The following is a 14633-nucleotide window of genomic DNA, read 5'->3' as shown; positions in this document are numbered from 1 at the left end:
CGGAGTTTTTAGGTGCCAGAATCGGAAAATAATTCAGACGCTGAGCCATTCAAGGTGAATGCTAGAGAAGGCCCCCCTTCGCATGCTCGTTATCTGGTGCTGACATTATTGTGTTTGATCGCAGCGATTGCCTACATCAGCCGAAATGCGATTTCGGTGCCTGCAAAATTGATTCAGGAAGAGCTCGGAATCAGCCTGACCCAGATGGGCTGGGTGATGAGCGCTTTTTTCTGGAGTTATGCGTTATCTCAAATTCCCAGCGGCTGGGTGGGACATATCTGGGGAACACGACGCGCGTTGACTGTGTTTGCGATTTTTTGGTCGATTGCGACTGCATTCACGGGGGTCGTCATTGGATTCTGGACGCTCGTGGTAGCACGTTTGCTGTTTGGTATTTCGCAGGCGGGTATCTTCCCCTGCTCTGCAAATACGATTTCTAAATGGTTACCTGAATCAAGACGTGGCATCGCCAGTGGGTTACTGGGAAGTTTTATGTCAATTGGAAGTGCCATTGGTAGTTTTATTATTGGAGTGCTATTAGTTGGGTTTGATTGTTTCGGGATTTCTGTCCCCGCAGTCACCTGGCGGATGTGTATGTTTATTTTCGCCGTTCCGGGAATTCTGTGGGCACTCTGGTTTTATTATTGGTTTCGAGATCGACCGGCAGATCACTCGGGTGTGAACTCAGCAGAGTTAGCTTTGATTGCTCAAACTCAGCAGCAGGAACAGGACGATTCAAAGATTGAAAAAGGTGAGCCGACTCCCTGGGGACAAATTCTGACAAGTTTTTCCATGTGGATGATCTGTGGTCAGCAGTTTTTTCGCGCAGCAGGTTATATTTTTTATGTGACCTGGTTTCCCGTTTACCTGCAGCAGGCACGCGGGATCACGATGGCTTCCTCAGGCATTTGGGCGAGTTTGCCTTTGATGTCTTATGTCGTGGGGAACGCTTTGGGAGGGGCGACTGTGGACTGGGTGTTACAGAGGACTCAGAGTCGTCGCTGGAGCCGACAGGGTGTGGCGATTTTTGCTATGCTGGGAAGTGCCGGATGCACTCTGTGTGCTTATTTCGTCAAAGACATGAAATTAGCAATGACATTGATTTCGATGGGGACTTTTTTTGCGGGATTGAGTGGTTCCTGTGGTTACACTGTCACGATTGATAAGGGAGGACAGCATGTCGCCCCCATCTTCGGGATGATGAATATGGCAGGAAATTTAGGCGCTGCATTATTGCCTGTGATCGTCGGTGCTTTATTCGATGCGAAAATTTATGATCCTGTTTTAATTCTGATTACAGGGATTTATATCTCTGCCGCGCTTTGTTGGGCCTTTCTGAATCCGAATGGAACTGTTTTTGATGACGTTAAATCGTCTGAGGCCGTTTAAAAAGAAAACTCCGATTGACAAACGTAATCGGAGTAAAATTGAAAGTTTTGAATAACTGAGTGAACTGTTTCTTAATTCATACTCCAATAAATCACATAACCTCCGACAACGATCGTATAGCAAAACGTACAGACAAGCATTAACGTGAGAAAACGACCTGCATGGGCGTCATCAGTGGCCATCGATTCAATTTCTGCTTCTGAATACGGCAGCGATTGATCTGCCTGTTGAGTGGTTGTATCTGATGAGGGAGATTCGTGCATGGTGCTATCTTTGATATAAAGTGAGTTTATTAAGTTGTGATTAGTTCTCCAGGAGTTCACGTAACAGATTACTGGAAGGATAAGGATGTCCGCAATGTTGCACGTATGCTTCACCGTATGCAACACCGATTTCTTTTCCCCGGGCCGCAGACCAGCGTTCGGCCCCTTCCATGTATTCGTCCAGACCATGCTGTTTTCTTAACCAGGCACGTTGACTTTCGTGACATGCCAACATTTTCATCTTGAGTTCAAACGTTTCTGTCACATCAATAATAAATTGTGGTTTAATCGGATTACCAAAATAATCGACACCTTCGATCGGATCAACATAATAGAGATGTGGAATTTTTTCAGTGGGAGGTGCCGGTTGAAACTGATGCGTTGTGTAATTGGGAGCAGATGCTCCAAAGCAGGCATCTCTGACCAGTCGACTGGTCATTTCGTGATCACTCATATAATCAACGGGAGGAGCTGTAATTACAATATCGGGCCGTGCTTTGCGGACCGCTTCAGTGACGCGTTGACGGGAGTCTTGATCTATGGTGATTGAAAGGTCCCGGAACTCGAGACACATGCAATCGGCACCTAATAAATCGGCTGCTTTTTGGGCTTCGGCTCGGCGAACGTTGGCGATTTCCACCGGCCCCATTTCCGCACTACCACAGTCACCGGCCGTCATTGTGGCAACAGTGATGTGGCATCCCAGGTTTTTTAAGCGGGCTAAAGTACCCGCACATTGAATTTCAATATCATCCGGATGGGCGTGAATCGCGAGAATTCGTAGTGATTCTGCCTGTTTTACCATGAAAGTTTCTCTCTCTGTACATTTAGGTCAAACAAATACTGGTTAGCGTTTCGTGTGTGTAGTTATAATAAACATTCATAAAAAAAACACGCACACGGGGTCTACTGTTCGCGTGATTACTTTAATTGGCTGGCTCAACTCGTTTGAATCAAAACATGAGATCATGGTACCTCTCATAAAGACAGTCAGTTTCCTTGTTGCTTGGTAGGTGAAAATACGTCTGATGGCTATTGATACTGCACAATCTGTTCATGTCACTCCCAAATCCAAATTTGTAAGACACACGAAAATCCCTACATTGATTTTTGAGACGTCTTCCGAGTTGGCGAAACATGTCGCTAACATCGTTGCGGATTTAATTCGAGCCAAAATCAAAGAGGATGTTCCCGCGATTCTTGGGTTACCAACGGGATCAACGCCGCTGGGCGTCTATCGTGAACTCATTCGAATGCATCGCGAAGAGCAGCTCGATTTTTCAAATGTGGTTACGTTCAATCTGGATGAATATTGGCCCATGGATCCGGATTCGATTCATAGTTATCACACATTTATGCGAGAGAATTTTTTCGATCACGTGAACGTCAAACCGGAAAATATTCACATTCCCCGGGGAGATATTGCCGCGGATGATGTCGATACTTTCTGTGAAGAGTATGAACGAACGATCGAGAAATTTGGCGGACTGGATTTACAGTTATTAGGGATTGGGCGTTCGGGGCATATCGGTTTTAATGAGCCAGGCAGTGCGCGAAATAGTTTGACGCGTCTGGTGAATCTTGATCCGGTAACTCGTCGTGATGCAGCCAGTGGATTCTTTGGGGAAGATAATGTTCCTCACCACGCGATCACGATGGGGGTTGGCAGTATTCTGTCGGCAAAAAAAATTATTATTATGGCATTGGGAGAGCATAAAGCTTCTGTTGTGAATCGCGCTGCCGAACAGGAAGTCACAGATGAAGTATCTGCCAGCTTTTTGCAGACTCACACACAGTCTCAGTTTGTCGTTGATAATGCAGCAGCAGCTGAGCTTACGGCTGTCAAAACCCCTTGGATTGTAGGGAATATTGAATGGACGCCTCTACTGGAGAAAAAAGCGGTTATCTGGCTCTCTCTGCAAGTCGGAAAACCACTCCTTAAGCTTGAAACGGAAGATTTTCTGCACCACCATTTACATCAGTTGATTCAGAAATACGAATCTGTTGGAGAGATTCGACAGCGCGTATTCGATTCATTATTGGATGGGATTTCTACAAAACCCGCAGGAACAGACCGCAAAAAAGTAATCGTCTTTAGCCCTCACCCCGATGATGATGTGATTTCGATGGGAGGCACGTTGATTACATTGGCCGATCAGGGGCATGAAGTTTATATCGCTTATATGACGAGTGGGAATATTGCGGTGTTCGACCATGATGCACTTCGACACATTGATTTTGTGCACGAATTCCACAAACTGTTTCATCCCGATGATCATGGTTTCCTGCAGCACCTGGAAGATCTTAAGGAAAGTATTGAGAGTAAAAATGCAGGAGATCTGGATTCTCAGGAAATGTTAGGAATCAAAGGTTTGATTCGTAAAACCGAGGCAACAGCCGGTGCAGAAGTAGCGGGAGTTGCTGAAGAATTTCTACGTTTTCTGAATCTTCCCTTCTATCGCACAGGGCAAGTTTCGAAAAAGCCCATTGGTGAGGAAGATATCGAGATCGTTGCGGATCTGTTACGTGAAATTGGTCCTGATCAGATTTACGTGGCGGGAGACCTTTCCGACCCACATGGGACTCACCGCGTTTGTGCGGAGGCAGTCATCAATGCGGTCAATGTTGTCGCCGATGAAGGGATTTCACCGGAATTCTGGATGTATCGAGGTGCCTGGGAAGAGTATGAACCACACGAAATTGAACGAGCGGTGCCACTGAGTCCGGAAGTGGTGCTCAAAAAACGAGAAGCAATTTTCAAGCACGAGTCACAAAAGGACAGCGCATTTTATCCAGGGAGTGACAAGCGAGAATTCTGGGTACGCGCAGAAGATCGAACCCGAAACACTGCAAAGGTTTACAATCAGCTTGGTTTGCCAGAGTATTTTGCCATTGAGGCTTTCAAACAGTATCATGGCGAGATTTAAATAGACTGGGTATTCTTCCTAAACACAGGCTGATTTTGTAATCGATTGATTCCCCATTAAAAAACATCGCGAAATCGCAGAACAGATTGTAATTTTTTCCAGCTTCGTCTTGCTCTGAATGTGTGTTTTTTCATAAAACACGTCCTATCAAGAGTTTTGATGATAAGTTTGCTGAGGGAATGAAGGGATTCATTCTAAACGATTTCACTTCCTCGGTTCTTCTGATAATTACAGACTCTCAATGGAAGGAGAGCAATAGGCCATGAGGCATCGACACGATTTCATCTCGATCGTAGCGTGTATGCTATTAGTAAGTCAGTTCGGTTGTGGTAGTGAGGACACTGCGACACCTCAAGCAGCAGGCAATAATATTGATGGAAAATTGGATGGTGCACCCACCAATCCACAACCAAAACCATTACCTACTACTTCCATTTCGCCGGTTTCTCAGACGGGGCCTGCATTGAAGCCGAACACCAATGTGATTCGAACTGCCAGCTTGAGTCGTGATCAGCGCGATATGCAAGACCTGGACAATGATGATACCTCTCTCAAAAATGAAGTAACCAAAATTCAGGAATTGGAAGAGGGAACTCCAGAGTGGAATGTGCGTGAGATTACCCGCCTCAAAGTCACTGCATTACCCAAGACTGGAAATGTGGATGAACTAAAAAAGGCGCGTGTGGACCGCAATCAGAAAATTATACAGCTGGCGATGGAAGCAGTGAAACAGTGCCACGCTGATAAAGAAAAACAACGTCTTTTTACGGTTTGTATTCGTCATCTGTTAGATGCGCATCTCCAGTTAGCTTTAGAAGGAGACCAGGACAGTATTGATGCGTTGTATGATCATTCGGAGTCATTGTTTAAGCGTGATCCAAATTCCTCATCCGCTGCTGAAGCTGGGTTTACTGTTGCTAAATTTGCAAATACAAGCGCACAACGGTTTGCGATTGATGAACCGCGCTGGATTGAGGAGTTTGTAAAACAAGCACGTTTATTTGCTTCACGATTTCCAAAGGAATCTGTACGTGCTCCTCAATTGTTGAGAGCCGCGGCAGAAACCAGTCAATTGTATGGCTTAAATAAGCAGGCAATGGATTGTTGTATTGATTTGGAACGAAAGTTTCCCAAAAGTAATGAGACAGCACAGGTTGCTGGATTGTTGAGGCGTTTGCGTTTAAAGGGGCAACCTCTGCAACTTGCTGGAGAGACGATTGAAGGCGGCTATGTTTCTGTCGATGACTATAAGGGGAGTGTTGTGCTTGTCGTATTCTGGTCGACGACTGCGAAACCATTTATTGAGCAATTGCCACAAATTCAGGCTTTATCAAAAAAATACCGTAAGTATGGTTTTGAAATCATGGGTGTGAACCTGGATGACGAAGAGCCTGCCATTGACGCCTTTCAAGAGAAAACGTCTCTCGACTGGAGGCAAATATTTTATTCCGCTCGAGATAAGCGAGGATGGAATAATCCCTCTGCAGTCTATTACGGTGTTCGCAGAGTACCAACGATGATTTTAGTGGATCATACAGGTATCACAGATCTTGTGACTTCCAAAGCAAGTGAACTGGAAGAACCATTACGCGCTCTGTTGCGAAAGAAGACCGCAGCAAACGCGAATAAGTAAATGGTGCTTTGATAACTGATATCATATTAAAACTCCGAAGGTTTGCAATTTAGCTTCGGAGTTTTTTATTATGGTGTTATCAGTTCACGTTCCATTGAGCTCTTTTACTTCTGCAAAGGGACAATCTAATGGGTAAAATCATTTTAGCTTCTATACTGTCCGGAATTATTCTATTTGTTTGGGGCATGTTGTCCTGGATGGTTTTACCCATTCATGATGGAACATTAAGACCCTTACCCAATGCACAAGCAGTGATCGATGTGCTCAAGAAGCAGAATCTGGAAGATGGCTATTACCTGTATCCTGCATATCCAGAGAGTCCTTCTGGACCCGGACCTGAAATGGATGCGATGATGCAGGAGTTCGAGAAGAAACATCAGGAGGGACCCATATTTTCAGTGATTTATAAAGCAGAGGGCATGCCTCCGATGCCACCGCAAATGATGATCGCAGGCCTATTAATCAATATGTTGTCCAGTTTTATTGCAGCGACTTTATTATCAATGGCGATTAAAAACGGGGCTAGGATGACTTACTTTCAGAGATTTCGATTTGTCGCTTTAATCGGTGTATTTGCGGCGATTGTTTCTTTTCTCAATTTGAAGAACTGGATGTATTATCCAACCGATTTTACCCGAGCGATGATGCTGGACTTACTCTTGACCTGGATCATTGGAGGGTTGGTGATTGCAGCGTTGATTAAACCTGCAAAGGCAATTCCTGAAGCAAATGAAAGTTCTCAATCAGAATCTTAGAACCTAATCAAAATTGATTAAGGGGTGTTTTTCTCTGGTTGAAACTTTTGTAGTCGTTCTCCAACGATTTTATTATCAGGCTGAAGTGTGCCTAAAACCGAAGCCAGTGCGGTGTTCAAATCTGGATCTTGTGCTGCCTGATATGCTTTTTGGATTTCAGCAACCTGCATGGAATCAACCAGCAATCCGTATTTCTGAATATGAAAAGCAAGTTGCAGAGCGGCAATTTCTTTGACATCGGCTTTGATTACATTATTTACAATGACTTTCACCAGGTCTGCCTGAGCAGAGCGTGTTGGGATGCCTCCAAGGGTAATCAGTGCATTCGATGCCAAGTCTCGGTCAGGTACTAATTGCAATAAGGGTTTTTCAGCTGGTTCCAGGTCATAAATGTTGGTGCGTTGACTGGATGCGATGTGAGAGAGCCAATAAAGCGCAGCCTTTCGGTATTCAGTCCGGATGTCTCCGGTCAACTCTGGAGTTTTCAAGCTACTCAAAAAAGGTCTGATTTGATTTCCTACATCTTTAGAATCATTCGATTCGACAATGTAATGAACCAAAGGATAACGTCGGATTGAATATTCTATTTTGTTCTTCAGGCGAAGTGGGCCGTAGATGATTATCGGTATATTTGCTGTTCGGGAATCAGCTCGCAGATTGGCAATCGTTTGAGAAAGTCCCCAACGTGCAATATTGGCTTCCAGAGCAATGAATTCGATATCCATGCGACTTGTGGCTGCTTTAAATCCTGCTTTTCCTGTCTGATAAGGTTGAGTGTTATATCCAAGTTCATTAAAGGTACCAGCCATAGATTGAGCGCGTGGCACGCTGGAATCAATTACAATTGCTGATTGTGAACCTTCTCCGCGTAAGGCTCGCGTGAGAATGGCGATCACCCGTGTAGCGCCTGGAAACGTTTTGGTTGGATCAAGTTGCATGATTGCTGTTGCAGCGGCAAATTGGACTCGACGATCAGGATAGTTCAAAGCAGCAATGACCGAAGAATGCTTATCCAGTTTTTCATAAAGAAGAGTGCGTGAACCGATCTGACCTAATGCTTTAAGAGCGGCAATGGCACTGGGAGTGTGTCCGTTTTTCATTGCTAAAGCAAGGACCTGGCTGACAGCTTTAGGTCCCGATAGCAGGGCTAAATTGAATGCAGTCCCCTTGCCTTGTGGAAGCGGGTTATTCCAACCAACACTATAGGCGTCCATCGCGAGCGCCATTGCTAAATAGAGTGTCTGTACGTCTTCGCGGTCGGGAGACATTTCCAAAGCTTCTTTGGCAAAACGCAGACCTAGAGTTAAATTTGTTTCTTCTGCAGGAATCTCTTTTTGTACGACTGTCTCTTGTTTGGAATCCCAGACCCAGACTTTTTGATTCTCTGACTGATCATTATAGGTTTGGTATAAGCGAATGGCAGCCTTTTTCAATTCCAGTTGTGCACCATGTCGGTTAAGCTCTTCTGTCTTACGAGGATCTTTTCCAAGTAGTTTTGCCAATGCAATGCGGGCGGAGATTTGAATACTTTTAGGTTGACTTTGCGAAAAAGCCGGATTCCAGAGATAAAGGATTGCAGCTGGATCACCAATATCTCCAAGCACATCAGTGGCTACTTTACGGATATTGAGATTGGGAGAACGTAGAGCGGCGATTAATGGTTGAACTACGGGTGAACCTAATTGCGACAGCGCAAATGCCAATTCATCCTTGGTGGTCGGATCTTCGCTTTTCCCCAATCGCTTCAAGATCGGAGACGCAACAATAGCACCTGCTGATTTCAATTCAATGATCGCAATGGCGCGATCTGTTGGTGAGCCTGTGAGGTCATTGATTAACCCGTCAATACGGGCAGGGTCAGTGGCATAAGCACGAAAAGCCACTTCCATCTTTTTGAGCAGCTCAGTTGATTCAGGTTGTAATGTTTTATTGTTCGCCAAAGCAATGAATGCAGCCGGGCCATATTTATCTCGTAGCATCAACACCGTTTCATTATCGATGTCTGCTTTCATCAACTGTTTAAGATACGGCTTCGCAGAAGTTGCTTGACCGAGGTCTGTGAGTTGAACGACGGCCCGCATGAGTTGCTCGGGGGTTTCGGGTTTAGTAAGCAGCAAGTCATCAGCGGTTAAGTTGAAATTGGAATCCGGATCCTGATTTTGGGGAGGTACTTTATCTTGTGTCCAGGCACGCGTTAATGCACTCAAGGCGCAGAGGAACGCCAGAGCAAAAGTTGCCAGGATCCGATTTTTTAAAGACATTCAGTCGACTCCGTGTCGTCTTGGTTGCCGGCTATTAATTTCGGACTAACTGAAGGTGGACCAGACTTATATCTCATCTACCTGACAGATAGGGGATCATTCAATGAAAATTGATGTAAACAGATTGTATATACTATTCTTACTACCTTTCCCAAAACAACACAATTCGGTTGTTTCAGTTCAAGTCTTTTAGAATTACAACTCAAGGTATCCGAATGGACATACTCTCTGTAGAAGCTTCTGTATCAATTATCATCGTTTCTAACGGCGATAACGGTTCAATCGAAGATAGCGAGTAACCGTATCTTTCCTGTTGCCATCACATTAGAGATCGCAGGAACCCGATAATTGATACAACCCGACCGTCGGCAACTGGTCTTATGAACATAGTATCGAGCAGTCTGGATTCATTGATTTCTCAGCTATACTTGCTCTAAAGCGATGAGTTCCTCGTATGTTTCCCGTCGGCGAATCACCTGGTAGTCACTCCCATCTACCAATATTTCGACACTGCGGGGCCGAGCGTTGTAATTACTACTCATCACTGATCCATAGGCTCCTGCGCTGAATGTGCAAAGATAGTCAGCACGTTGCATCGGAGGAAGATAACGGTCTTTCGCGAAATAGTCACAAGATTCACAGACCGGACCAACAACGTCAGCGGGTTCACAGCCTGCAATTTCCCCTTCACAGTCGAGAGGCATGGGAATCGCAGACTTCACTGGCCAGACTCGGTGATAAGAGTCGTACATAGCGGGACGAATCAAATCTGTCATGCCCCCATCCTGTATGTAAAAGAGTTTACCCCCTTCCCGTTTGGTGAAGACAATCTGGCTGATTAAAACACCCGAGTTTCCTGCAATAAAACGTCCAGGTTCCAAAGCCAGGCGGCATCCGATTTCTTTGATTGTAGGAACGATGACATCAGCATATGTCTGAGCCGAAGGTCCTTCATTGGTTTTATAGCTGATTCCAAATCCACCTCCCAGATTCAACCAGTTGGTTTTATGTCCCTTTTCACGGAGCTGGGCAATGACTTCAGCGCCTTTCTTGACCGCTTTGGCATAAGGATCAGTTGAAAGAATCGGAGATCCAAGATGCATATGAATTCCTGTAAGTTCCAGTCGGTCATCATTCAGGACTTTGTCGGCCAGCTCTGTGGCTCGTTCGATGTCCATCCCAAATTTATTGCCCTTTTTCCCAGTGGTAGTTTTACGGTGAGTTTTAGCATCGATATCAGGGTTTAGACGTAATGCGACTCGACCGATGCAGCCGAGTTCCTCTGCAATTGTGGCAATGGCGTCGAGTTCGGCCTCACTTTCTACATCAAACATCAGAATATCGGCTTTTAAAGCCTGGCGGATTTCTTCATCGGTTTTTCCAACGCCTGCGAACACAACACGTGATGTATCGGCACCTGCTTGTTGGACACGGAACAGTTCCCCTCCTGAAACCACATCGAAACTACTGCCGGCATCATTCATCGTTTTTAAAATGCTCAGATTTCCGTTAGCCTTGACGGAATAACAGATGACAGGATCGACCTCTGCAAAAGCATCCTGAATTTCCTTCAGACGGCTGAGAAAAGCTGATTTTGAATAGATCCAAAGCGGTGTACCAAATTCTTCGGCCAATCTGGTGACGGGAACATTTTCGCAGAAGAGCTCACCGTTCTGATAATGAAACGTATTCATTGTGTTGCCTTTAGGGAGTTAACTTAAAAAAACTAAGCAGAGCAAATGAAGTCAGAAAATGACTGTACCTGTTGGGAACATGAAGTGGCGTTTCGTTCCTTAAGTGCAGGCTCGATGTTTTGCGAGCAACTCTGCAATCTGGACAGCATTTGTGGCAGCACCTTTACGCAGATTGTCACTTACACACCAGAAGCTGAGTCCATTCGGAGAAGAGATATCACGGCGGATGCGACCAATGAAGACTTCATCACTGCCATCACAGGTGGAGGGAAGCGGATACGAGAAATTCTTCAGGTCATCTACCACCGTAATTCCAGGGAATTCTTCGAATAGCTGGTGTGCTTCTTCAGGAGAAATAGAACGCTCTGTTTCGACCGTGATTGTTTCACTGTGACAGTTAGCAACCGGAATGCGAACGCAAGTCGGATTGATTAGTATTGTGTCATCTCCGAGAATTTTACGGGTTTCATACACCATTTTCATTTCTTCGCTGGTGTATCCCGCTTCTTTTTCACTACCGATTTGAGGAATGGCGTTAAAGGCAATCGGGTGTTGAAAGGCTTGATACTCATGGTCTTCACCGTCTAAGAATGCGCGCGAACCTTCCATAAGATCGCTGGTGCCAACGACTCCTGCTCCACTGGTCGCTTGATAAGTGCTGACTATCACCCTTCGAACGGGAGACGCGTCGTGGAGAGGTTTTAAGGCCATGACCATCTGAGTTGTTGAACAGTTAGGGCTGGCAATGATGCCTTTTGCTTCCAAAGCTGCTTCTGGGTTGATTTCAGGAATGACAAGTGCCACTTCAGGTTTCATTCGCCAGTAGCCTGACTCGTCAATCACAATCGCGCCCGCTTCAATTGCCGATGGTAGGAACTCAGCTGCAGTGTCGTCGGGAGTAGACGAAATCACCAGTTCAACTCCCTCAAAGGAATCTTTAGTTAATTCTTCAAGGGTATAGGTTTTCCCTTGGAATTCTAGAGTTTTACCGGCAGATCGCGCTGATGCCAGGAACCGAAATTGATTTGCTTGAAATTTACGATCTTCCAGCAGTTTTCGCATAATATGCCCAACGGCACCCGTGGCACCAAGAATGGCGACAGTATCAAACACTTTAAATTCTCCAGACAGCTAAAAGGATAAAAGTCTTTTAAGAGATTGATTTTAAGTCAACTGCTACAGGCGGATGTTACGATGAAAATGATTATTCAGAGCCAACGATTACAGCCTGTGCTCATTTTTGTACGACAGCCGGAAGAGAAGTATGGTTCAGACTGTGTAGATTTTGAAATTCATGCCATCTTTGCCATGAACGTTCTTTGAACGGAGTATTATATGGTCTAATGTTGGTTTCGTCCAATCGTTGAGCAGATTCCGTTTATATTAGTTGATGGTTGATCGAATCTGGATCTGAATTCATGTTCTATAGTTCTCATCTATAGCGATAAATCAGCTTTTTAGCATCAAAATACAAAATTCAGTGAGCCATGCTACTAGGTGGAAAACAGTGCTGATATACTCCACTTCAGTCGGAATGAACAATTCTTTGAATTGAAATGTTCCTATTTTTTCAAAGATTAATTGCGCGTAGGTAACATAAACAATGAAAGTTTTAGTGATTGGTCAGGGGGGCCGTGAGCATGCTCTGGCTTGGAAACTGGCTCAGTCTGAGAGTGTCAGTCAGGTTTTTTGTGCGCCGGGAAATGCCGGAACACAGTCAGAAGCGACAAACGTTGCTATTAATGTCTCGGATATACCCAGGATGGTATCGTTTGCTAAAGAAGAGTCGATTCGGTTGGCTGTTGTTGGACCTGAGGTACCTCTAGTGGAAGGCATGGCGGATGCATTACGTGAGGCGGGAGTTGCTGTATTTGGTCCCTCGAAAGCAGCAGCAGAACTGGAAGGCAGCAAGTCATTTGCGAAGCAGATGATGTGGAAAGCCAATGTTCCAACGGCAAAGTCAGAAACTTTTTTCAACTTTGAAGCAGCCGAGGCTTATCTGGAAGATCGTGAAGAGCAGCCATTAGTGATCAAGGCAGATGGTTTGGCAGCCGGTAAGGGAGTTATACTTTGCGATACTAAACAGGAAGCCCTTGATGCGATCAAGTCTTTGATGAGAATCAAGGAATTTGGAGATGCTGGTAACACAATCATTATTGAAGAAAAATTGATTGGTCAGGAAGTCAGTATTCTGGCAATTGTGAGTGGTTCCACCATTATCCCTTTAGAGACATCACAGGATCACAAGGCGGCTCATGATGGTGATAAAGGTCCCAATACCGGTGGAATGGGAGCCTATAGTCCAGCGCCATTGGTGACAGAATCAATGATGGACGAGATCATTGAAAAGATTCTGGTTCCTATGGTGAACGTAATGAAAATTGAAGACCGTGCTTTTAACGGGATACTCTATGCGGGTTTGATGATTACAAATCAAGGACCGAAAGTTCTCGAATTTAATGTTCGCTTTGGTGATCCAGAAGCGCAGCCCGTGCTGATGCGACTCAAGACCGATCTGGGAGAACTTTTACTAGCTGCAGCAGAAGAGCGGCTTGAAAGTATCGATCCGCTGGAATGGGATGAACGTCCGACAGTCTGCGTGGTTATGGCTTCAGAAGGTTATCCCGGTGACTACGAAAAAGGAAAAGTGATTCGGGGTTTGGATGAAGCAGCACAGTTATCGGATACCAAAGTTTTTCATGCGGGAACAACAATGCAAGAAGGTCAGGTCGTCACAGATGGTGGCCGAGTTTTGGGAGTGACTGCCATTGGAGAAACCATCGGCGAGGCGAAACTGAAAGCCTATCAGGCGGTCAAATGTATCAGATGGGATGGTGCCTGGTGTCGAAAAGATATTTCAGACAAAGCACGTTGAATTCTTTACTTCTCAACTCATAATTGATTGCTGTTGTTAATAAGCCATGCCAACTGAGATTCGAACCTGTTTATTACCATTGTTGTCACAACCTGATGAGTTTTCAGGAAGTGTTGCGGTGATTTTGGATATCTTGCGTGCTTCTTCCACGATTGCATATGCCTTAAATTCAGGTGCAAAATCAGTGGTTCCCTGCCAGGAAGTTGAAGAAGCGCATCTGGTTGCTGAAAGACTGAGGAAATCAGAAGGAGCTCAGGTTTTACTGGGGGGAGAGCGATTGGGAGTGATGATCGAGGGATTTGATCTGGATAACTCCCCTGCCCGTTATCCAGCTGAAATTGTTGATGGGAAAAGTATTGTTTTTACAACCAGTAATGGAACAAGAGCTCTGAAACGAGCTTTTCAGGCAAAGCGGATCTTGATCGGTTCATTTCTAAACCTGGATGCCCTTGTTAAAGAGCTGAGTAACTTAGATGGTATTATCTGTCTTGTTTGTGCTGGGACTGATGGCAGCGTGACAGGAGAGGACTGTTTATGCGCAGGGGCGATTGCCGTGGAACTTCAGAATCTCTCTGATCAGGCATTGGCTTTGGATGATTCGACTCGCATTGTGGCAGACTACTATCGCTTACAGACATCAAAGGAAGATGGGATTTTATCAGCGATGCGTGCCAGTATCGGAGGCCGAAACTTGATTCAACGTGGCTTTGAAACGGATATTCAACTATGTTCGCAACGTGGTCTCATTTCTGCTGTCCCTGAATTTAAGCAGGCATCAGGAAAAATTACATTGTAGTTGAATGTATGAGTACCATTATGCTTCTACTAAAGATTAA

Annotated in this window: 11 protein-coding genes; 6 read left to right on the top strand and 5 right to left on the bottom strand. The window is 45.1% G+C overall.

Features of this window, described 5'->3' with window-relative positions:
- Positions 1-12 precede the first annotated feature (12 nt).
- Positions 13-1389: an MFS transporter gene (locus tag V144x_RS17710; protein ID WP_144986630.1), complete on the top strand. Its 1377-nt coding sequence runs from the start codon at positions 13-15 to the stop codon at positions 1387-1389.
- A gap of 71 nt (positions 1390-1460) precedes the next feature.
- Here V144x_RS17710 and V144x_RS17705 read toward each other — a convergent pair whose 3' ends face one another.
- Both V144x_RS17705 and V144x_RS17700 read right to left on the bottom strand, forming a co-directional pair.
- Positions 1461-1652 carry a hypothetical protein gene (locus V144x_RS17705; RefSeq protein ID WP_144986629.1) on the bottom strand — a complete coding sequence of 64 codons (192 nt, stop codon included), beginning with the start codon at positions 1650-1652 and terminating at the stop codon, positions 1461-1463.
- Between the two features lie 40 nt (positions 1653-1692).
- The gene (locus tag V144x_RS17700; RefSeq protein ID WP_144986627.1) at positions 1693-2457 is read right to left on the bottom strand and encodes a PIG-L deacetylase family protein; all 765 of its coding nucleotides are present in this window, start codon (positions 2455-2457) and stop codon (positions 1693-1695) included.
- A gap of 223 nt (positions 2458-2680) precedes the next feature.
- Between V144x_RS17700 and nagB the strand changes: the two genes are divergently transcribed.
- The 3 genes from nagB (at position 2681) to V144x_RS17685 (ending at position 6967) form a co-directional block, all read left to right on the top strand.
- Entirely contained in the window at positions 2681-4579 is a 1899-nt protein-coding gene (gene nagB / locus V144x_RS17695) for a glucosamine-6-phosphate deaminase (protein WP_144986625.1), read from the top strand.
- Between the two features lie 262 nt (positions 4580-4841).
- Positions 4842-6212: a TlpA disulfide reductase family protein gene (locus tag V144x_RS17690; RefSeq protein ID WP_144986623.1), complete on the top strand. Its 1371-nt coding sequence runs from the start codon at positions 4842-4844 to the stop codon at positions 6210-6212.
- Positions 6213-6340: 128 nt separating this feature from the next.
- Complete coding sequence (locus tag V144x_RS17685; RefSeq protein ID WP_144986621.1) at positions 6341-6967, top strand: hypothetical protein; 627 nt, start codon at positions 6341-6343, stop codon at positions 6965-6967.
- A 17-nt stretch (positions 6968-6984) separates the two neighbouring features.
- Here V144x_RS17685 and V144x_RS17680 read toward each other — a convergent pair whose 3' ends face one another.
- The 3 genes from V144x_RS17680 to V144x_RS17670 form a co-directional block, all read right to left on the bottom strand.
- Positions 6985-9228, bottom strand: coding sequence for a HEAT repeat domain-containing protein (locus tag V144x_RS17680; protein WP_144986619.1), 2244 nt, complete (start codon positions 9226-9228; stop codon positions 6985-6987).
- 422 nt (positions 9229-9650) lie between these two features.
- Positions 9651-10922, bottom strand: a complete 1272-nt coding sequence (lysA, locus tag V144x_RS17675) for a diaminopimelate decarboxylase (RefSeq protein WP_144986617.1) — start codon at positions 10920-10922, stop codon at positions 9651-9653.
- Between the two features lie 99 nt (positions 10923-11021).
- Positions 11022-12035: an aspartate-semialdehyde dehydrogenase gene (locus tag V144x_RS17670; RefSeq protein WP_144986615.1), complete on the bottom strand. Its 1014-nt coding sequence runs from the start codon at positions 12033-12035 to the stop codon at positions 11022-11024.
- 490 nt (positions 12036-12525) lie between these two features.
- On the opposite strand from V144x_RS17670, the gene purD reads away from it, so the two are divergent.
- Both purD and V144x_RS17660 read left to right on the top strand, forming a co-directional pair.
- Positions 12526-13797 carry a phosphoribosylamine--glycine ligase gene (gene purD / locus V144x_RS17665; protein ID WP_144986613.1) on the top strand — a complete coding sequence of 424 codons (1272 nt, stop codon included), beginning with the start codon at positions 12526-12528 and terminating at the stop codon, positions 13795-13797.
- Positions 13798-13843: 46 nt separating this feature from the next.
- The gene (locus V144x_RS17660; RefSeq protein WP_144986611.1) at positions 13844-14593 is read left to right on the top strand and encodes a 2-phosphosulfolactate phosphatase; all 750 of its coding nucleotides are present in this window, start codon (positions 13844-13846) and stop codon (positions 14591-14593) included.
- The last annotated feature ends 40 nt before the right edge of the window (positions 14594-14633 follow it).

This window comes from Gimesia aquarii (assembly GCF_007748195.1).
In the GTDB taxonomy this organism is placed as follows: Bacteria; Planctomycetota; Planctomycetia; order Planctomycetales; family Planctomycetaceae; genus Gimesia; species Gimesia aquarii.
The sequence above is the reverse complement of the archived record's forward strand: the minus strand, read 5'-3'. Positions and strand labels throughout refer to the sequence as shown.